Source organism: Kiritimatiellaceae bacterium (assembly GCA_013141415.1).
GTDB lineage: Bacteria > Verrucomicrobiota > Kiritimatiellia > Kiritimatiellales > Tichowtungiaceae > Tichowtungia.
The window spans coordinates 138,217-158,791 of the sequence record JABFQY010000005.1; the positions used below are offsets into that span (position 1 = coordinate 138,217).

The following is a 20,575-nucleotide window of genomic DNA, read 5'->3' on the forward strand; positions in this document are numbered from 1 at the left end:
AGATGATTCTTATGGGAAACAAGCTAAAAATAGCGGGTGTCAGCGCGGTTCTGATGTGCGGCTTGAATGGCATGGCGGCTGATCCAGCGCGGCCTGCTGAATTTGTGATTGGGCAGACGGTTGTGCGTACAAACACGGTTGGGTTTGGCGCAGAAATAAGCCATCCGCAAACGATTAATAACTGGACGGATAACCCCGGAATGGAACCGCTTGTTGCGCGGGAATATTGGGAGATCAGCGGCGGCGGTACCAACGCAATCGGCAGTTATGCGGATTGCAACACGCGCAAGTCCGATTCTTTGTGTTCCGGTTTTTATGACGGAGCCCATTATCGTCTGTACCGCGAAAATTATACTTTAGGCCGGATTGAAAAAATTGCGGAGGGGACTGTTCCTGCGGGAGGGTTTCTTGCAGACGGATATATGACGGTCGGGAGCGCCGGCGAAAGCATAAAGACGTATGCGCCTAATACAGATGTCGCAGATAATTATCTGATTCAAAATGGAGAGACGTGGTATTACGCCGTAAAGGCGCACGACATAAACGGGAACTGGTCCGATTTTTCGGCGGCCGTTGCCGGGGTGACCCCGCAGGCGGGAATTACGAACGGACCGCGCATTGCGACGCAAACGGTAGCGGATCCGAAAGTTGGAACCGTGTATGCCGAGTCCAAGCCGTTTGAAACTTTATCAGCATTGGGCGGAACCCTTCCGCTGAGCTGGACGCTTGTTTCCGGTGTGTTGCCGGATGGGATGAGCTTGAGTAGCGCCGGGAAAATTTTTGGAACCTGTTCGACGACTAATCCGGTTTCGTTTGTTGTGCGGGTGACGGATGGCGAAAGCCGGACACACGAAAGAACGTTCAGAATGTTTTGGCCGGATCCTGCCGGTGACGGGGCCGCGCCAGCCGCGCCGACGAATGTGGTGACGGAGGCCCGTGACGGATTTGTTTACATCCGCTGGGATACTCCGGCAGAGAGCGATATTACAGACTATCAGATTTACCGCTCGCGTGTTCCGGTTACATCGCAAACGGAACGGATTTATTTAGATGCTTCCGGAGCCGTCGTTCCGGTGTCGGGCGATTTGCTGTTTGTAGAAAAGGAGTGGCAGGATGCTCCGGCACCTGAGTTGAGCAGTCTCCGGATTGTTCAATATCAGGGAACAACAAAGTGGAGTCCTTACGGCAATAAAGTGAGCATGGTGTTTACGAATCATCCCGGCACACTTCCGGCACAGTTCACAAACGAATATCCGGGGGCAGGATGCTTGAAAGTGACGACTTCCACCAACGAGCTCTTCGGGATTTGGCAATATAAGACGGCGAGTACAAACGGCGGCTCATGGAGTACCGCTCAGTTTACACCGGGCCAGACGTACCGGATGGAATGCTGGGTTTACGGAGAGGGATTAACCAATGCTTCGCTCCGGTTCAGCTATGGCAGCTACACCGATCAAGCAGTCACCGGCATTGTCAACGGGGCGTGGACGAAGCTTTCGGTTAACTTTACAGCGACCAACTGGGTGACCAAAGCCGGATCAGTTTTTGGACCGTACTTCCGTTTTCAAGGGCCGGGGTCTGTGTACCTTGATAATGTGGTGGTCTATAACGTGAACGATCCGGCGGGTCCGTGCCATTATTCCCAGAGCGTTTTGGATTTGTGGAAGGACTATGTCGGTCAGGCCGCCGCCACAAACAAAGGGGTGCTACGGGTGCGCTATAACACCGAATCCTTCGACCACATTATGAATCCGGCGGTGATGAGCGAGCGCGGCTGGGATAATACGAAAGGCGCCTCCAAGGGAGACGCGTTGCACATCCACGATGCGTTGGCGATCGCGCTGGCAACCGGAACGAACGCAGTTACACGGTCAGTTCCGTGGATTATCGCCAGTCTGGAATGGAGCGAAGCTGACTATGTACGTCTGGCGGAATATCTCGCCGGCCCGGCGGGAACGCCGTACGGTGATCTGCGCATCGCACAACGCGGCGGCGTTACGACGCCGTGGATCGATGAGTTCAGAAAAATCATTATCGAGATGGGTAACGAGCCGTGGAATACCGGTTATTTCTTTGGATTCCGGGGCGGGTTCACAGGAGAGTCCGGTCGTACCTATGGCCGTTTCTGTAATTATATCTGGGATTACGTCTGGACGAATTCTCCGTACATGACGGATAAGCTTAAGCCGACGATCGGAACGTGGACAACGTCACTCGAAACCGACGGATTTTCAGCCAACGCCCGTCGTGAATGCCCGCGTGCCAAAAATATGGCCATGACGATGTATCTGGGCGGCTGGGAAAAGGGGCAGGACGGGCAGATTGGCGGGACAACGTGGAGCGATGACGGCGTACAGCAATGGCCGATTTTTGTCGACCGTTCCGGAATCGGGGTAATCAGCAATGCTGTTGCGTTTCAGACTCTGATGGCCGCCGAAGGGCTTCCGTTTGAGTGGATGGTTTATGAAGCCGGGCCGAGTTATCTGATGAACGGACTGAACAATGTGACGTTGACCGCAGAAGAACAGGAAACATCCAGACGCTACGGGCGTACGCTGGCCGCCGGCATCGGGACGCTCGACTATTTTCTGTACGGCGCGTACCGGAATCTTCATGAAACATCCTTTTTCTCGTTTACTCAGGACGCCGGGCTTTGGGGATCGCATACCTACATATGGAACGGCTACCGCCCGCATCCAGCCTTTCTCGGCCTGACGCTGATTAACAACTACGTCAAAAGTCCGTCCTCCATGCTGCTGACCGCGCCGCTTAACGTGCCGTCGTTTGATCTTTCGTATTTACAGGACGGAGTGACTCAGACGAAGCCCGGCATGAGCCTGGCGTCGGTCTATGCGTTCCGTGACGGCAATCGCTACGCCGTACTTCTGCTGAATAAAAAGGTGGATGGAGTGCATAGCGGCTATGACTTCGGCGACGGAACCACTCCGGCGACAGTTCATCTGCCTTTCAGCAATCCAAGTTCGATCACCCTGTATAAAATTTCCGGCGACCCGCGTCTGACCAATGTGGATCAGGACAACTTCCAAATCGTGACGCAGTCGGTCAGTACGGCGGCGTTCTCGCAGGACTTCACGGTGAATATGAATACCGGCGGAACGACCAACGGGTTGCCGGTGGGCGGCATTTTTCTTTATGTGTTTGAAGGCGGCACAGCGGATACGCTGCCAGCTAATCCCCAAGTGACTGTTACCCGTGCTTCGACCCAGAACGATCCGCAGGATGGAAGCGTTGCAAACGAAGTTCGTTTCTCTGTGATTTTCGACCGTCCGGTGACTGGATTTAACAGCACGAACGATGTGATCATCGGCGGCACAGCGTCTCCGCAGACGGTCGGTATCAGCGAAATCGCTTCCAGTCTGGGAACTCTCTACGAGGTGGTTGTCAGCGGGATGCTTGCGCCGGGAACTGTAACCCTCAGTGTTCCGGCAGGCGCGGCGCAGGCGCAGGATACCGGAAACGGAAATGAGGGTTCCGCTTCCTGTAGTGCGGCGATTAGTTTTTACCGCGGGCTGACTTTGCTGGGTTGGGAATTTATCAACTTGCCCAATTCGACGAATCAGAATCCCAATGCGACGGTGCGGCACTCGTTCATGTTGCTGTCCTCGCTAACAAATGGTCCCGGATGCAAAACGAGCGCCAACAACTATTATAATGGCGACGGCTACGCGATCGGAAATGTCACATCAACCAATCTGGATTTGGGCGATTATCTGACCTGGACGGTGACTCCGACGAATGGCTATGCGATGAAACTGATTTCGATTCGGTTAGGGGCTTTCGGTTATATCGTGAGTAATGCTTATAATGCCCAGCTTCGCTGGAGCACGAACGGGTTTGCCAGCTACAATACAGTCAGTCTGGCGCCGACAAACCAGCTGGTCGGCGCAGGTTACCATGAAGGAACCGGCACGGAACTTACAGGGGATCTTAAAGGATTTACGGAGTTGCAGAACATCAGTCGTGCCGTTGAATTCCGCTATTATATTTGGAACGCCTCTGTTGCCGCCGGGATCGGCCGGCTGGGCGCGAATGCAGACACAGTGGATTTAGAGATCGTCGGCTTCGTGGCCCCGGAAGGGCAGCTTCCGGTCGATCTCGACAATGACGGCCTGCCGGACTGGTTTGAAAATCAGTACTATGGCGGCTTTACCAACGCCAATCCGTCCGCAATCACCTCCAATGGCTTTAATACCGTATATGAAGCCTATCTGGTCGGGATCAACCCCACCGATCCGGACGCCCTGTTTAAACTTTCCGGGCGCCGGAATGAACTTGGGTGGAATGCGGTTTCCGGCCGAGTTTATACTATTTACTGGACCAGCAACCTGCTCAGCGGATTCCAGCTGTTGGGAAGCAACCTGACCGCATCAGGAATTTTTAACGACATCGTCCACAGCAACTGGCCTGCCGGATTCTATAAAATTGATGTGCATCTAGCACCGTGACAGTTTCGAATCTAAACACCCCGGAAGATTTACCGCCGATTTTTCGTGTACATTGGCAATCGTTCGCGGTTAAAAACTCTCTATGAGAAAAATCGGCATTATAGATTACGGAATGGGCAATCTGGGCAGTGTTTCCAATGCCTGTAAATTTTTGGGGCTGGACGCGGAAATCATCTCTGCGCCCGGTCAGATGGATTCCTGCCGTGCCATTATCCTTCCCGGCGTCGGGGCGTTTGGCGACTGCATGGCTCACCTCACGGAGCACGGCTTTGTTGCGCCGATTCAAAAATGGGTTTCCGGCGGAAATCCGTTCATGGGTATCTGCCTCGGTCTGCAGGCGCTTTTCCAAACCTCGGAAGAAACTCCGGACGTGGCCGGACTCGAAATTTTTAAAGGAAGCGTTAAACGCTTCCGGATTTCGCCGGAGCTCAAGATCCCTCAGATCGGTTGGAACGCGGTGAACCAGAAAAAGCCGGACTGCCCGATGTTTGCGGGCGTGGACACTGGCGCTTACTTTTATTTTGTCCACTCGTTCTATGTCGCGCCGGAAGACGCCGACATTGTCGCCGGAGAAACCGATTACGGGATGAAATACTGCTCGGCGGTTTTGAAAGACAACGTTTTTGCCGTTCAGTTCCATCCGGAAAAGAGTCAGGCCGTCGGCCTGCAAATGCTCAAAAACTTCGGCGCGCAATGCGGCTAAGGGAATCCCGAGTTTCGGCGTGCGGCAGATTTGCGCATGTGAATGCGCAGTTCATCACTTTCTGGAATATGGTTTTCGTGTTACATTAGCGGTGGAGAGGTGCCGGACAGAATTCAGGTCGAGAGCCCTCGAGTTGTAAGGTGAAGATAATGCGCGGAATCAGTTTATATTCAATCGTCTTGGCTGGCGGGCTGGTCGGGTTTTCCGATGAGATAACCCGACCTGCTGATTTTGTGATTGGTCAGACCGTTGTGCGTACGAATACGGTTGGGTTTGGGGCGGAGTTCAGTCATCCGCAACGGATTAACAACTGGACGGATAATCCCGGTTTTGAGCCGCTGACTGCGAGGGGATACTGGGAGCTCAGCAGCGGTGGCAGCGATGCAACCGGAAATTATGCGGACTGCAAAACCAGCGACTTCGACTCCCTGAGTTCCGGTTTTTATGATGGGGGGACCTATCGTCTGTATCGCGAAAACCATGTGCTGGGCCGGATTGAAAAAATTGCAGAAGGGACGATTCCTGCGGGCGGCTATATTGCATCGAAATATATGCAGGTGGGTAGCGGGGGGACTGCTGTAAGTGCCTATGCACCCAACACAGAAACCACGGATGACTACCTGATTCAAAATGGAGAGACGTGGTATTACGCCGTCAAAGCACGCAACGTCAGCGGGAAGTGGTCGGAGTTTTCCGCCCCGATCGGCGGAGTGACTCCTTTGTCATCGATTACGAACGGGCCGCGCATCAAAACCTCTTCCGTGGCGAACCCGGCGGTGGGTACGGTGTACTTGATAACCAAGCCGTTTGCGACCCTGTCGGCGGTTGGCGGCACGCCCCCGCTGAGCTGGACGGTTCCTTCCGGCGCTCTGCCGTCCGGTATGAGTTTGAGCAGCGACGGAAAGGTTTATGGAACCTGTTCGACAACCGATGCGGTCTCTTTTGTTGCGCGGGTGACAGACAATACAAGCCTGACACACCAGAGAACCTTTAGAATGTTCTGGCCTGATCCGCCCTCCAGTTCGACAAACGCACCGGCTGCTCCGACGAATGTGACGGTGGCGGCGAATAACGGCTTTGTTCATATCAGTTGGGATGCGCCGTCGGCGGGCGATATTACAGACTATCAGGTTTTCCGTTCCCGCGTTCCGGCTGCATCACAAATGGAACGGATTTATCTGGGCACAACCGGTGCAGTTCCCATGTCGAACGACATGTTGTTTGTGGATAAAGAGTGGCTGGAGGCTCCGCCGAAAGAAGCCAGCAGTCTGCGGACTGTGCAGTATCTTGGGACGGCATCAACGTGGAATCTGAAAGGAAGTGGTGCCGTGCAGCAGATTGTGCCGCATCCCGGTACGATTCCCGCGCAATTTAAAGATTCCGGCGAAGGGTGTTTGAAGCTTTCCACCAGCACAAATGAGGTGTTCGGGATATTCATTTATAAAGTTGCCGGAGTGTCGAATGATTTCTGGAGTGTAAATCAGTTTACTCCGGGGCAGACCTACCGGATGGAATGCTGGGTGTACGGGGAAGGCATGACCAACAACACAGTGCAGTTTAAATATAACAATTACACGGATCAAACGGTGACCGGTGTTGTCAACGGAGTCTGGACAAAGCTTTCGGCTGATTTCACTGTGACGAACTGGGTTTATGCTACTGGATCGGCTTTCGGGCCGAACTTCTGGTTTAAAGGGCCGGGCACAGTGTATGTCGATAATGCAGTAGTCTATAACGTGAACGATCCGGCCGGCCCGTGCCATTATTCCCAGAGCGTTTTGGATTTGTGGAAAAACTACGTCGGTTCGGCCAGTGCCACGAATAAAGGGGTGCTACGGGTGCGCTACAACACCCAATCCTTCGACCACATTATGAACCCGGCGGTGATGTCTCAAAGAGGATGGGGGAATACTGGGGGTGCCGATAAAACAGATCCCTTGCACATCCACGACGCATTGGCCATAGCGCTGGCAACCGGAACGAACGCAACCGCGCGAACAGTTCCATGGATCATCGCCAGTTTGGAATGGACAGAAACCGATTATGCCAAGCTGGTGGAATACCTCGCCGGCCCGTCGGGAACGCCTTACGGCGATTTGCGAATTTCACAGCGTGGCGGCGTTACGACGCCGTGGACCACTGAGTTCCGTAAAATTGTCATCGAAATGGGTAACGAGCCTTGGAACACCGGTTATTTCTTCGGTTTCCGCGGAGGATTTTCCGGTGAATCCGGCCGTACCTACGGACGCTTCTGCAATTACATCTGGGACTATGTTTGGACGAATTCTCCATACATGACAGATAAGATTCGTCCGGTAGTTGTAGCTTGGGCTGGCGCAATGGCGACAAACCAATTCACGGCGGAAGCCCGCCGCGCATGTCCGCGAGCAAAAGACGTTTCAGTGACGATGTATCTGGGCGGATGGGAAAAAGGGCAGGAGGGACAGATTGGCGGAACCACCTGGAGCGATGATGGCGTACAGCAGTGGCCGGTTTTCCTCGACCGTTCCGGATCTTCTTCAATCAGTAATTATGTTTCATTACAGGCGGCGATGGCGGCGGAGGGACGTCCGTTCGATTGGCTGGTTTACGAAGGCGGGCCGAGTTATCTGATGAACGGACTGAATAATGTTACCCTGACAGCAGAGGAACAGGAAATCTCCAGACGCTACGGGCGCACACTGGCCGCCGGCATCGGGACGCTCGACTACTTTTTATACGGCGCTTACCGGAATCTTCAGGAGACGTCTTTTTTCTGCTTCAATCAGGATGCCGGACTTTGGGGATCGCATACCTACATATGGAACGGTTACCGCCCGCATCCAGCCTTTCTCGGCCTGACGCTGATTAACAACTACGTCAAAAGTCCGTCCTCCATGCTGCTGACCGCTCCGCTGAGCGTGCCGTCGTTTGATCTCTCCTATTTACAGGACGGAGAGACGCTGGTGAAGCCGGACATGAGCCTGGCATCGGTCTATGCATTCCGAAACGGCAGTCGCTATGCGGTGCTGCTGATCAATAAGAAAGTGGACGGGGTGCACAGCGGGTACGATTTTGGTGACGGAACCACTCCGGCGACAGTTCATCTGCCGTTCAGCAATCCAAGTTCGATCACCCTGTATAAAATTTCCGGCGACCCGCGTCTGACCAATGTGGATCAAGAAAATTTTCAGATCGTCACGCAGTCGGTCAGCACAGCGGCGTTCTCGAAGGACTTCACGGTGAATGCCAGTACCGGCGGAACGACCAATGGACTGCCGGTGGGCGGGGTTTTTCTCTATGTATTTGAAGGCGGCACAGCGGATACGCTGCCAGCTAATCCGCAGGTAACAGTTGTCCGGGCATCAACCCAGACCGATCCTCAGGACGGAAGCGTTGCGAATGAAGTCCGTTTCTCCGTGCTTTTCGACCGTCCGGTGACTGGATTTAACAGTACGAACGATGTGATTGTTGGCGGCACCGCGTCTCCGCAGACGGTCAGTATCAACGAGATTTCTTCCAGTCTGGGAACTCTTTACGAAGTGGTTGTCAGCGGAATGCTTTCGCCGGGAACTGTGACGCTTAGCGTTCCGTCCGGCGCGGCGCAGGCGCAGGATACCGGAAACGGAAATGATGTTTCCGCTTCCTGTAGCGCGGCGATCAATTTTTATCATGGTCTCACTTTGCTTGGCTGGGAGTTCATCAATCGGCTCGATCTATCGACCAATCTTCCATATCAAAACCCTAATGCCACGGTACGGCATCCATTCATACTGATGTCCTCACTGACGAATGGTCCCGGATGCAAAACAAGCGTCAATAGCTATTACAACGACGATGGCTATGCGGTCGTAAACATCAATTCGACAAATTTGGATCTGGGCGATTATCTGACCTGGACGGTAGCTCCGACGAATGGACATGCAATGAGACTGATGTCTATCCGGCTTGGAGCCTTCGGGCCGTCAGCAAGTCCCTACAAAATCCAGCTCCGCTGGAGTACAAACGGATTTGCCAGCTACAATACGGTTAACCTGACTCCGACAAACCAGTTGATCGGCTCGACAACTGGCACGGAGCTTCAGAGCAGTCTTATGGGATTCGCCGGACTGCAGGACATCAGGAATGCAGTCGAATTCCGTTATTACATTTGGTCGGACACCAGTGCCGGTACCGCTGGAGGAATCGGTCGGCTGGGTGCGAATGCTGACACTCTGGATTTGGAAATCAAAGGGATCGTGGCGGAAGAGGGAATGCTGCCGGTGGACATGGATGGCGACGGCCTGCCGGACTGGTTTGAAAATCAGTATTACGGAAGCTTTGTTGGCGCCGACCCGAATGCGATGGCGGCCAACGGCTTTAACACCGTGTACGAGGCTTATCTCGCCGGACTCAATCCCACCGATCCGTCAGCCCTGTTTAAACTTTCCGGGCGCCGGAATGAACTTGGGTGGAATGCGGTTTCCGGCCGGGTTTATACTATTTACTGGACCAGCAACCTGCTCAGCGGATTCCAGCTGCTGGAAAGCAACCTGCCGGCATCAGGAATTTTCAATGACATCGGCCACAGCAACTGGTCGGCCGGATTTTATAAGATTGATGTGCATCTGGCAGAATAATCTTTGCCTGCGTGTCGTCTGATTGACACACCATGGTTGCAAAGGTACAGTTTGCGCCTTATTTATGAAAAACGACCTTCAACTTGAAACGCTTCGGCACAGCACGGCCCATGTTATGGCCGCCGCTGTTTGTCGGCTTTACGAAAACGTTCACCTCGACATCGGTCCTTCGACCGACGACGGCTTCTACTACGACTTCGATTTGACCCAGCGCCTGACGCCAGAAGATTTTTCGGCGATTGAAGCGGAGATGGCGAAGATCGTCGCTGAAGACCTGCCGTTTGAGCGGATTGAAGTCAGCCGCGCCGAAGCCGTGAAGATGCTGGCCGGTCAGAAATACAAACTCGAACGACTGGCCGATATTCCCGAAGGCGACGCGATCAGCTTTTACAAATGCGGAACGTTCTTCGACCTTTGTCGCGGCCCGCATGTCGAAAGCACCGGAAAAATCCGCGCGTTCAAACTGCTGAGTCTGGCCGGTTCCTACTATCGCGGCAAAGAAACCAACCCGATGCTTCAGCGCATCAACGGCACGGCGTTCACCAACGACAAGCAGCTCGGTCTTTACCTGAAGCAACTCGAAGAAGCCAAGCTGCGCGACCACCGCAAGCTGGGTAAAGAACTCGATCTGTTCAGCGTACACGAAGAAGTCGGCCCGGGGCTGATTCACTGGCACCCGAAGGGCGCGCGTATCCGTTCGCTGATTGAAGAGTTCTGGCGGCAGGAGCATTTCCGCAATGGCTACGAACTTCTTTACACTCCGCACGTCGGCAAGGCCAACCTCTGGCAGACCTCCGGCCACCTCGATTTCTATAAAGAAGGCATGTATGCCCCGATGGAAATCGACAAGTCGGACTATTACGTCAAGCCGATGAACTGTCCGTTCCATATCAATATTTACAAGTCCGACATCCGTTCCTACCGCGATCTGCCGCTACGCTGGGCCGAGCTGGGCACCGTGTACCGCTACGAAAAAGCGGGTGTGCTTCACGGCTTGCTCCGCGTTCGCGGCTTCACGCAGGACGATGCGCATATTTTCTGCACACCGGATCAGATTGAGGACGAAATTAAGGAAGTGCTCCGCTTCTCAACCTTCATCTGGAAAACCTTCGGCTTCGAAAGCATCACCGCCTACCTTTCCACGCGGCCCGAAAAAGCCGTTGGCGATCCGGCCCGCTGGGAGCAGGCAACCGCTTCACTTGAATCTGCGCTCAAGGCGTCGGGTCTTCCTTATGAAGTGGATGAAGGCGGCGGTGCCTTCTACGGCCCGAAGATTGACCTGAAGATTAAGGATGCGATTGGCCGCGAATGGCAGATGAGCACGATCCAGTTTGACTTTAACCTGCCCGACCGTTTTGACCTCAGCTACGTCGGCGAAGACGGTGAAAAACACCGGCCCTATATGGTGCACCGCGCGCTGTTTGGAAGCATTGAGCGTTTCTTTGGCATTCTGGTTGAGCACTACAGCGGTGCCTTTCCGGCCTGGCTCGCGCCGGAGCAGGTTCGCGTCCTCCCCCTTTCAGAAGATCAGACGGTCGTTGCCGCCGAAATGGCTGCGGCGCTTCGCCAGCAGGATATTCGCGCAACAGTTGACCGTAAGTCCGGCAAGATCGGCGCGAAGATCCGCAATGCGCAAATGGATAAAGTGCCGTACATGCTGGTGCTGGGTGCCAAAGAAATCGAGAGCGGCACCGTGGCGGTGCGCGACCGGACCGGCGCTCAGGAAGTCATGACTCTGGCTGATTTTGTTGGAAAAATTAAACAGGCTGTGCAAAGTAGAGCCTGATTTAGAGAAAGCAACCGGGAGGAAGTTATTAGCAATCAGAATTACAAAGAGCGGCCGCGCAGAGAGTTCGGCCCGAGAATGAACAATCAGATCCGTGTGCCCGAGATTCGCTGTATCGACGAAAACGGCGAACAGATGGGAATCATACCGACCCGCCAGGCGCTGGTACGCGCCCACGAAGCGGGCCTCGACCTCGTAGAAATCTCCGCCACATGCAAGCCGCCGGTCTGCCGTATTATGGATCACGGCAAGTTCAAGTTTGAGCAGGAGAAAAAGAAAAAAGAGCAGAAGAAGAAGCAGGTTGCTGCCAAGCTCAAAGAAGTCAAATTCCATGTCAACGTCGGCGACCATGACTACCAGACTAAGCTACGTCACACGCATGAATTTATTGCTGGCGGAGACCGTGTCAAAGTTTCCCTCATGTTCCGCGGACGTGAAAACGCCCACCGCGAACTCGGGTTCGAGCTGATGAAGCGTATCATTGCTGACTGCGCCGAAATGGCCGCCATCGAACAGGCTCCGCGCCTGATGGGCCGCAACATCTTCATGATGATCGTCCCGAAAAAGACAAAATAATTTTCAATCTCCGGAAAACAAAAAAGCCGTTCCAAATTTCCGGAACGGCTTTTTGTCTTATACGACAGGTAAGGGACGGGTGTATTCGCGCACGGCTTCTACGGCGCGCCGCTGAATGAATGTCGCAATGTCCGGATCAATGGCGACCTGCTGAACCAGAACAGCGGGCGGAGGGAAGCTGGCGCCGCCGGTCAGCGCGGCGTAAAAGGTGCAGGCGACCGCATACCCGCCGTACATTCCCATGTGAACGGTGTCGGCATTATGCCACGTCAGGTCAGGCCGCTTCTCATAACAGCGGCGCAGCGTTTCGCACACCGGAACAATCGGTGCACCGATTGCCCGTCCTACACCAGTGCATTGTTTCATGAAGGTGCGCCGTTCAGTATCGGTCGCACTCCGGTGACCGGGCTGGGCATAAAGCAATGGTTTCGCGCCGCCTGCCTTGATCGCAATGTCAAATTTTTCGGCATACTCCACGAACTGTGCGGCGGCATCCAGTTGCTTGTCGTATTCCTGCAGAACCACAAAATCAAATCCGCCGGATTTGATCCGGTCAAGCGCATCGGTCTGGTTGTAGTGAAACTCAAGATTTTTTCCGCCATGAACGGACCGGTGCGGTTCGATCCTCAGGTCGCAGGTTCCGATCTCAAGCATGGCCTGTACGCTCTCGGGGGTGGCCCAGAAAAAAGTCATGCTGTTACCGATAAAAAGAATTTTCAGTTTCCGGGCATCCGGCGAAGTCGGCTGCCGCTTGCCGATAAATAAATCGGCAGCATTTGCGACCGGCGTAATCTGTCGGATGGTTTTCGGCGTTCCCTCCCGGGTTGAAAATACCTCGATACCGGAGATCATGCCGTTGATGGTGAACTCGATATCGATCCGGTCTGTAGCGGTGCATCCGGCGTATTCAACGACTGTGGGGCAGGCGAAGCCGCCAGCTGCGCGGTACGGATCAAAATCGGACAGAACCTCCGCGCCGTTTATCTTCACTCCGAAAGAGCGCCCGCCCAGCTGATAATTGCAGTCGTACGTTTCGGCAAAATGGAGGCGGACGATGTACGTTCCGGCTTTAACCGGAAGACTGTACCGCTCCATGCCGTAGTGTTCACTGCGGTAGACTTCCGGCGCATCGGCACAGTGAATGGGCAGTGTTTCTTCCCGGACGGCCATCAGCCCTCCGGTGAAAAAACCGTCGGCCATCCAGCGGTTTCCGTCCGTATCGGTGTACTCACTCGCGCTTCCGCAATTGATCCGGTAAACAACATCCATAGGGTTCAAGATATGAGAAATTCTGGCGGGCTGTCAGCAGAATTCGGCGCACATGCCTTCGAAGTTTAAATCAAGCTCTCGCGCTGCGCCGCACTATTCCTCAATGCACTTGCTGGAACAGGACAACGCCATCCGGATGGAACTCGAGATGCAGGCCGTATTGCTTTTTCAACCACTGGAAACTCCGGCGCGAGAAAAAGCAGACGTGCGTTGCGTCGTCTTTGTAGAACCACTTGTCGAACGTCGGGGCATCGTCGCGCAGCTGGGTCATAATGCCGATCCAGCCGCCGGGCTTCACCAGCCGCAGGAACCGTTCGAACTCTTCGCGCGGACGGCAGAAATGCTCCATCGTTTCCGAGCAGGTCAGAAAGTCGTACTGCTTTTCTAAAACCGCCGGATCGTTGGCGAAGTGCAGGTCGTAGTTGTCACAGGCATAACCGGCTTCTTCGAACAGCACCGAAAGCGTCGGCTCTTGTCCGCAGCCGAAGTCGAGTCCGCACGCGCCGGGCGAGAGTTTCTTTTGCAAAGGCCTGCCCTGAGCTACGTCGAAGGGGCGGAACAGCCGGTTCAGAAATTCGCGGTAGCCGGAATCGGCCAGACTTTGACTATGGAAATCATAGCGCGCCTTTTCCGCTTCGGGTGAAAGGTGAAATTCCGGCGGAACGAAAACTAGATCGCACTGCGGACAGTGGAAGTACTCGCGCTTCCGGTCGCGGTGAAACAGCTCCGTCGCGCCGTTGGCACAAAGCGGGCAGGCTGAAATAGATTCTTGTTTCGTCATGAGGACGAAAAGCTACCACGCCCGCACAACAACGCAAAAGAGCAATGGCCACAAAAAACACGAAAATGCACAAAATGAGATATTTTCCCGCAGTTCTTCTCGTGAACTTTTGTGTTTTTTGTGGCTATGAAATCCAGATATTCCGGATTCTGTTGCCGGATGGAATCCCCAAACCGTCGCTGAACCCATTTGACGAAGAGTTCGCCTCAACCTAGACTCGCTCCCATTCAGCGCCTGACAATTTTGTTATGACGCACATTAAATGTTTGGTAGGGGATGAAATGAGTAAGCTGGAGAACGAAGTTGCAAGTGCCCTAGCGAAGGCAGACATCCAGTTCGAGTGTCAGAACAAAATACCATTGGATGATTGGCCTTGGAAGAGACCGCGTTCTCATAAACCGAAATGCGATTTCTTTCTGCCGCAAGCGTCTATTTATGTAGAGGTCAAAGGGTTCATGACAATCCACGCCATGGCTAAAATGTCGTGGCTTTGCCGTCAGAAGAACATCCGGTATTACATACTCCAAGGAAGTGAGACCGATTGGAATCCGTACCTGAATTCTCCACTAAACAACCCAAGCCCGTCTCAGCGCACCATTCAACAGAATATTGAGCAGCAGATTCAGGAACTCCGTTTATTTATCCAGCACGGTTCGGATGGCACCTCTCAATTATCACTGGCTCGCCTCAAAGACTATATTCGGATCAGGATCGAAGAGTATACCGGTTGGAATGGCGAATGGTACTGATGTCTTGTCTATGAACAATTTTGAACTCAAGGGTTTAGTGATTCCGGTGGCGACTCCGTTTATGGAGAGCGGGGCGATTGATTTCGGCGCGTTTCTGGCGCACCTCGACTGGTTGGCCGAGTGCGGCGTACACAATCTGCTGGTGAACGGCACGACCGGCGAGTTTTTTTCGCTGACGCCTGCCGAACAGTTGCAACTGCTGCAAGTCGCCCGCGAAAACTGGGACGGAATCGTTATTGCCCACACCGGCAGTCCGGTGCTTTCAACTTGCATGGAAGCCGCTCATACTGCCGAAGAGAGCGGCGCCGATTTTATCGCCGCGTTGCCCCCGTTTTATTTAGCCGGTGCGCCAGCCGCCGGTCTGGCCCGCTGGTTTAATGTGCTGGCTGAGTCCACCGCGCTTCCGTTGATTCTCTATAACTTTCCAAAGCATACCGGCAATCCGCTGACGCCCGAGATTCTGGCGCAGGTTCCTCACTACGGAATGAAAGATTCTTCCGCCGACCTCTCCCTCATTCCAGCGACACCGCGCTACTTTGTCGGCGGCGACCGCAAAATCTCCGCTGCGTACGCGGCGGGGGCCAAAGGGTTTGTCAGTGCCTCGGCCAATATTGATCCGCTTCCATACATTCGAATCGAACGGGAGAGGACACCCGAAAATCAAGCGGCGGTGGATGCGGTGAACGCCCGAACCAACGGACCGTTCGCCATCGCCCGCATCAAGCAGGCTCTCTCCGAAATCATTCCCGGCTATCCGCCGTATGTCCGCCCGCCTCTAAGTACGGAATTTTTTCACCACCCGCTTCGCTAGAGAAGACTTCGGAGTAAGGCAGAGGACTCCCCGACTTTCTACTCTAAATCCCTCTGACTTCCTCCAGCGAAGCGGGTGGTAGAAAATCTTTTTTCAGATTACAATCCACACCCATCAGCCTAATTCCGTATGACTCGTGGTAAAAACATGAAAAAGAAGATTTTATTTCTCCAGCTTCCGCTGCTGGACAACGACACCTCGACGGCTCATGAAAATTTTCCGTTCGCGGCGCTCTGGCTGTCGCACGCGCTGTCGCAGCATCCCGAAGGTGAGTTCTGGGAAGTTGTTCCGGCTCCGGCGAAGTGGGACGAACTGGATAACGCGCAGTTGCTCGAAAAGATTCTGGCGAGCGGCGTCGATGCCGTGGCGTTTACGCTTTGTCTCTGGAACGTCGAGCGCAGTCTGCGAATCGCCCGGCAGTTGAAGGAAGCGCGCCCGGAACTTTTCCTGATGGCGGGCGGCCCGGAGATTTCGGAAGACCATCCGTTTTTGCTGGAGGAGCCGGTTTTTAATGCGCTGGTGACCGGCGAAGGCGAGGCGGTTTTCCCAGAGATTCTTAAAGGAATCCGCGCCGGTAAATTGCCTGCGTATGACAACGTGCTGATTTCATCGGATAAAGGATGGAAGCGCGGAAGCAAGCCGCCGCCACAGATCGATCTGGCGTCGGTGCAGGTTCCAGTGGCGTCACTGATGGAATGCATTAAGGTGCGTCCGGCGGTTTATATCGAAACATCGCGCGGCTGTCCGCTGACCTGCACCTACTGCCGCTATCACCATTTGCAGAAAGGCGTCCGCGCACTTCCGGCGGAAGCGGCGGCGCGGCGCGTCCAGCAGTTGCGCGATGCCGGTGCGCGGGAAATCCGTTTTGTTGATCCGACCTTTAACGCCCGCGCCGACTTTATCCAATTGCTGGAACGGCTGGCGGAAATCAACACCGACCGGAAGCTGGGATTTTTCGCCGAACTGCGCGCCGATACGCTGACGCCGGAGCAGGCGGCGCTGATGGCGAAGGTTAATTTTCTGGACGTGGAGATCGGCGTGCAAAGTACCGATCCGAAAGTGCTGCGCACCATCCGCCGTCCGGCAAATATCGCGCAAGTTGAGCGCGGCATTCGGCTGCTGACCGGCGCGGGCGTCAAGGTGACGCTCGACCTGATGTACGGTCTGCCGGAACAGACTCTGGGCGATGTGCTCCGCAGTATCGAATGGGCGCGCAGTCTTGGGCCGAATATCACCATCCAATGTATGCAGACGCTTTTATTGCCGGGTACCGATCTTCGCGAGCAGGCGGAGCAATACGGAATGCAGGCGATGACGCTTCCGCCGTACGGCGTGTTTTCCACTTCGACGATGCCGGAGGACGATATGCGCCGGATCGAAGTTCTGTTGCATGACAGCGCCGACATGCCGGCCGATCCGGTGACGGCGCGCTTTACCGGCTACCGGCTGAGCGGTTTGTTTCAGGATCGCGTCGGACAAAACCGTCGCGCGGTAACGTTTCACGGAAGCGACTTGCCGGAAATCTGCCGGATGATCGAACAGCTAATTACCGATGAACCGGATATGCTCTGGCAGTTTGTACTTTGTCCGGAACGTGAAGAGCCAATTGAGTTTCTGGAAGCGCTGATTGCGGTCATCAAAAAACAACCGCCGCATCTGCTCGACCGCTTTGCTTCGGCGGAGCTGTTCGGACAGATCGCCTCGCGGCGTATTTTTGTCCGGCTGAAAAAAGGCCGGACGTATGATGCCGAATGGCGCGAACAGGTCGAAGAATTGCTCGGCCGTCATTTTGTGTAAATGCTGTTTGAATCGGCGCGCCGGACTGATACCTTCTCCGCCTCTTATGGCATTACTCAGTTTACAGAACCTTCATATCGCGTTCGGCGGACCTTCGTTGCTCGACGGCGTGACGTTGCAGATCGAGCCGGGCGAGCGCATCTGTCTGGTCGGACGCAACGGGCAGGGGAAATCCACGCTGCTGAAAATTGTCAGCGGCGAACTGGAGCCGGACAAAGGCGAAATTGTCCGTTCGCGTGAAGTGAAGATCGCCCGGTTACAGCAGACGGTTCCGCAGGATATTCATGGATCAGTCTATGATCTGGTTTCCAGCGACTGGAATCACGAGCACGCGCTGGATCATCCGGTGGAGAAAGCCATCTCGCTGCTGGGGCTCGATCCGGAGCAGGAATTTTCGGCACTCTCCGGCGGAATGCGCCGCCGTGCGCTGCTGGCGAAGGCGCTGGTGAACGAACCGGATCTACTGATTCTCGACGAGCCAACCAATCATCTCGATATCGAGTCCATTCAATGGCTGGAAAACTTTCTGCTGCGCTGGCGCGGCACGGTACTTTTTGTAACGCATGACCGCGTCTTTCTGAAAAAACTGGCGACGCGGATTGTCGAGCTCGATCGAGGGAACCTGACCAGCTGGGCCTGCGACTATGAAACCTATCTAGCCCGCCGTCAGGCACTGCTCGAAGCCGAAGAAGGGCAGCGAGCCGAGTTTGACCGTAAACTTGCGCAGGAAGAGGTTTGGATTCGTAAAGGGATCAAGGCCCGCCGGACGCGCAACGAAGGGCGTGTTCGTGAGCTGGAAAAGCTGAGGAAAGAACGTGGTCAACGGCGCGAACGCACCGGCACGGTTAAGCTCCAGCTGAACGAAGCAGAGATGTCCGGGCGCAAAGTGATCACTGCCAAAAATATTTCCTGCGGCTACGGCGGCGCGGACATTATCAAAGATTTTTCTGTCGAAATTCTGCGAGGCGACCGTATCGGCATCATCGGCCCGAACGGCTGCGGGAAGTCCACGCTGCTTAACGCCTTGCTGGGACAGCTTGCGCCGCGGCAGGGCGAGATTCGGCACGGCACGAAGCTGGAAGTTGCCTATTTCGACCAGCACCGCATTGCCCTCGATGAAACGAAGAGCGTGAAATGGAATCTTTGCGGCGACAATGAATATGTGAATACCGGCACAGGCCGTCAGCATGTGATTGGCTATCTGCAGAATTTTCTCTTTTCTCCCGCCGATGCCCGCCAGCCGGTCGGTTCGCTGTCCGGTGGTGAGCGCAACCGGCTGATGCTGGCGAAAATTTTTGCCCAGTCTTCCAATGTGCTGGTGCTCGACGAGCCGACCAATGACCTTGATGTCGAAACACTCGACCTGCTTGAAGAGCTGTTGGTGGAATATCAGGGCACGGTGCTGCTTGTCAGCCATGACCGCGCTTTCATCAATAACGTGGTGACGGAAACGCTCGTGTTCGAAGGCAACGGACAGATTGCCGAGTATGTCGGCGGCTACGATGACTGGCTGGATCAGAGAAAGGCTAAGGAACAGGAGTCAGGGGGCAGGAGTCAGGAGTCAGGGGGCAGGGGACAGAAAATCCAAAAGCGCAAGCTGTCGAATAAAGAGCGCGAAGACCTGAAGAACCTGCCGAAAAAGATCGAACAGCTTGAAGCAGAGCTGGCTGAACTGAATCAGAAATTGAATGCGCCGGACTTTTACCGCCGCCCGGCGGATGAAATTAAAAGCGTCACGGAACGTGCCGGAGTTGTTTCGGTGGAGATGGATGCCGCCTTCGCCCGCTGGGCGGAGATTGAAGAACTTCAGGCCAGTTGATTATTCTTCGAGTGAGCGCAGGAGGCCTTTTAATGCCATCTCGGATTCCAGTGCCGGTTTGGATTTTTCTTCCTCAACCCGAACCAGTTTTTGAAGACCGGCGGCCAGCGTTTGTTTGGTTGATTCGGTGACGTGTTCGGGGTGGGCGTAGAGGTCTTCGATCAGTTTTTCGAGCGCGTGGCCCAGCTGTCCCTGTACTGTGCCGTCGTTCGCTTCCAGCGCTCTGGTGACATGCGAACGGGAGGCCTTGTAGATTTTTTGCAGCACGCTGTGCAGCGTGGCGGGGTCTTCGGAAGAGGTAAACATCGCCAGCAAGGTGGGAAGATCGTCGGCGGTCAGGTCTTCGGGTATGGCTGCGGCGTCGGCGGCCAGAAAAGAGGCTATGGTCGGTTCCCGGCTCAGGAGATCTTTGATTTCAGAAATCAGCATTTTGGGCGGACACTGCGCTTTGGCGAAAAATTTATAAACACCCAGCCTGGTGGCCTCGTCAACCAGTGTCCGGATGTATCCGCTGGAAAAGACGATCACAGGAATATGCCGCCAGAGCGGAACGTCACGGATCGCTTTGAGCAGTTCCACGCCGGAGATGCCGGGCATGTTCAGGTCGAGGACGATTGCATCCGGGCGGTTCTGGCCGAGTTTTTCAAGAGCTTCGTTTCCGCTGTGCGCTGCATCCACAGTGAACCCTTCGCTCTGAAGTTTGGCCTTGTAGAGCGTGGTTACGAACTGGTCATCGTCAATTAGCAGAATCGATTTCATGGCGCGAGTGAGCAGTTAAAGTACGTTTCCAGACCGAGGCGGATATCATGCATTTCACGGTCAATGGTCTGCAACCGCTCGCTGATATCTCCCGGGATGGCTGTTTTGCAGAGATGTTCCAGTTCGCGGAAGCGGGCGGCCAGTCCGCTCATTCCGCAGGATGCGCAGGATCCGGCAATTTTATGGGCAACAGCAGAAGCGGCGGCGGCGTTTCCTTCCTCGATGATTCCGGCAAGGCGCGTTTGTTCCTGACCGGTCAGCTCGAAAAAGAGCTTCATCAGTCCCGCTGCGAGTTCCTGATTCTGGCAGGCCGCATCCATCAGAACACTCATATCCATGCCGCTGGGTACATTCATCAGTTGCGGACTATAAGGTCTTACTGCCGGAGTGCAACGGGAAAGAAATGGAAATTTAGTGAAAGGAGCAGATTGTCCGGTTTCGTCTTGTGCGCCGGATTGGAA

The 20,575-nt window shown here is 54.6% G+C and carries 13 protein-coding genes; 9 read left to right on the forward strand and 4 right to left on the reverse strand.

Going from position 1 to position 20,575, the window contains the following annotated elements; genetic code table 11:
• The first annotated feature begins 11 nt into the window (after nucleotides 1–11).
• From HOO88_07775 to HOO88_07795, 5 genes are all read left to right on the forward strand, one after another.
• Nucleotides 12–4,466, forward strand: coding sequence for a hypothetical protein (locus HOO88_07775; protein ID NOU36653.1), 4,455 nt, complete (start codon nucleotides 12–14; stop codon nucleotides 4,464–4,466).
• Between the two features lie 82 nt (nucleotides 4,467–4,548).
• Nucleotides 4,549–5,169 carry an imidazole glycerol phosphate synthase subunit HisH gene (gene hisH, locus HOO88_07780; GenBank protein ID NOU36654.1) on the forward strand — a complete coding sequence of 207 codons (621 nt, stop codon included), beginning with the start codon at nucleotides 4,549–4,551 and terminating at the stop codon, nucleotides 5,167–5,169.
• Nucleotides 5,170–5,318: 149 nt separating this feature from the next.
• On the forward strand, nucleotides 5,319–9,767 hold the full coding sequence (locus HOO88_07785; protein NOU36655.1) for a hypothetical protein: 4,449 nt from the start codon (nucleotides 5,319–5,321) through the stop codon (nucleotides 9,765–9,767).
• 64 nt (nucleotides 9,768–9,831) lie between these two features.
• Entirely contained in the window at nucleotides 9,832–11,553 is a 1,722-nt protein-coding gene (locus HOO88_07790) for a threonine--tRNA ligase (GenBank protein NOU36656.1), read from the forward strand.
• Between the two features lie 78 nt (nucleotides 11,554–11,631).
• On the forward strand, nucleotides 11,632–12,129 hold the full coding sequence (locus HOO88_07795) for a translation initiation factor IF-3 (protein ID NOU36657.1): 498 nt from the start codon (nucleotides 11,632–11,634) through the stop codon (nucleotides 12,127–12,129).
• Nucleotides 12,130–12,186: 57 nt separating this feature from the next.
• Here HOO88_07795 and HOO88_07800 read toward each other — a convergent pair whose 3' ends face one another.
• A complete protein-coding gene (locus tag HOO88_07800; protein ID NOU36658.1) occupies nucleotides 12,187–13,398 on the reverse strand; it encodes a hypothetical protein in 1,212 nt (403 codons plus the stop codon).
• Nucleotides 13,399–13,498: 100 nt separating this feature from the next.
• On the reverse strand, nucleotides 13,499–14,179 hold the full coding sequence (locus tag HOO88_07805; protein ID NOU36659.1) for a class I SAM-dependent methyltransferase: 681 nt from the start codon (nucleotides 14,177–14,179) through the stop codon (nucleotides 13,499–13,501).
• Nucleotides 14,180–14,460: 281 nt separating this feature from the next.
• On the opposite strand from HOO88_07805, the gene HOO88_07810 reads away from it, so the two are divergent.
• From HOO88_07810 to HOO88_07825, 4 genes are all read left to right on the forward strand, one after another.
• Nucleotides 14,461–14,928 (forward strand): hypothetical protein, encoded by a 468-nt coding sequence (locus HOO88_07810; GenBank protein NOU36660.1) that lies wholly within the window; start codon nucleotides 14,461–14,463, stop codon nucleotides 14,926–14,928.
• A 10-nt stretch (nucleotides 14,929–14,938) separates the two neighbouring features.
• On the forward strand, nucleotides 14,939–15,739 hold the full coding sequence (locus tag HOO88_07815) for a dihydrodipicolinate synthase family protein (protein ID NOU36661.1): 801 nt from the start codon (nucleotides 14,939–14,941) through the stop codon (nucleotides 15,737–15,739).
• 147 nt (nucleotides 15,740–15,886) lie between these two features.
• Nucleotides 15,887–17,536, forward strand: coding sequence for a radical SAM protein (locus tag HOO88_07820; GenBank protein NOU36662.1), 1,650 nt, complete (start codon nucleotides 15,887–15,889; stop codon nucleotides 17,534–17,536).
• Nucleotides 17,537–17,582: 46 nt separating this feature from the next.
• Nucleotides 17,583–19,355, forward strand: coding sequence for an ATP-binding cassette domain-containing protein (locus HOO88_07825; protein NOU36663.1), 1,773 nt, complete (start codon nucleotides 17,583–17,585; stop codon nucleotides 19,353–19,355).
• On the opposite strand, the gene HOO88_07830 is transcribed toward HOO88_07825, so the two are convergent.
• Nucleotides 19,356–20,114: a response regulator gene (locus HOO88_07830; protein ID NOU36664.1), complete on the reverse strand. Its 759-nt coding sequence runs from the start codon at nucleotides 20,112–20,114 to the stop codon at nucleotides 19,356–19,358.
• Nucleotides 20,111–20,470, reverse strand: a complete 360-nt coding sequence (locus tag HOO88_07835; GenBank protein ID NOU36665.1) for an Hpt domain-containing protein — start codon at nucleotides 20,468–20,470, stop codon at nucleotides 20,111–20,113. The genes HOO88_07830 and HOO88_07835 overlap by 4 nt, the downstream gene beginning before the upstream one ends.
• Nucleotides 20,471–20,575: the final 105 nt, after the last annotated feature.

Excerpts from the sequence above, each read along its gene's own strand:
- HOO88_07775 (NOU36653.1), top strand. The coding sequence starts at position 12 with ATGGGAAACAAGCTAAAAATAGCGGGTGTCAGCGCGGTTCTGATGTGC.
- hisH (NOU36654.1), top strand. The coding sequence starts at position 4,549 with ATGAGAAAAATCGGCATTATAGATTACGGAATGGGCAATCTGGGCAGT.
- HOO88_07785 (NOU36655.1), top strand. The coding sequence starts at position 5,319 with ATGCGCGGAATCAGTTTATATTCAATCGTCTTGGCTGGCGGGCTGGTC.
- HOO88_07790 (NOU36656.1), top strand. The coding sequence starts at position 9,832 with ATGAAAAACGACCTTCAACTTGAAACGCTTCGGCACAGCACGGCCCAT.
- HOO88_07795 (NOU36657.1), top strand. The coding sequence starts at position 11,632 with ATGAACAATCAGATCCGTGTGCCCGAGATTCGCTGTATCGACGAAAAC.
- HOO88_07800 (NOU36658.1), bottom strand. The coding sequence starts at position 13,398 with ATGGATGTTGTTTACCGGATCAATTGCGGAAGCGCGAGTGAGTACACC.
- HOO88_07805 (NOU36659.1), bottom strand. The coding sequence starts at position 14,179 with ATGACGAAACAAGAATCTATTTCAGCCTGCCCGCTTTGTGCCAACGGC.
- HOO88_07810 (NOU36660.1), top strand. The coding sequence starts at position 14,461 with ATGAGTAAGCTGGAGAACGAAGTTGCAAGTGCCCTAGCGAAGGCAGAC.
- HOO88_07815 (NOU36661.1), top strand. The coding sequence starts at position 14,939 with ATGAACAATTTTGAACTCAAGGGTTTAGTGATTCCGGTGGCGACTCCG.
- HOO88_07820 (NOU36662.1), top strand. The coding sequence starts at position 15,887 with ATGAAAAAGAAGATTTTATTTCTCCAGCTTCCGCTGCTGGACAACGAC.
- HOO88_07825 (NOU36663.1), top strand. The coding sequence starts at position 17,583 with ATGGCATTACTCAGTTTACAGAACCTTCATATCGCGTTCGGCGGACCT.
- HOO88_07830 (NOU36664.1), bottom strand. The coding sequence starts at position 20,114 with ATGAAATCGATTCTGCTAATTGACGATGACCAGTTCGTAACCACGCTC.
- HOO88_07835 (NOU36665.1), bottom strand. The coding sequence starts at position 20,470 with ATGAATGTACCCAGCGGCATGGATATGAGTGTTCTGATGGATGCGGCC.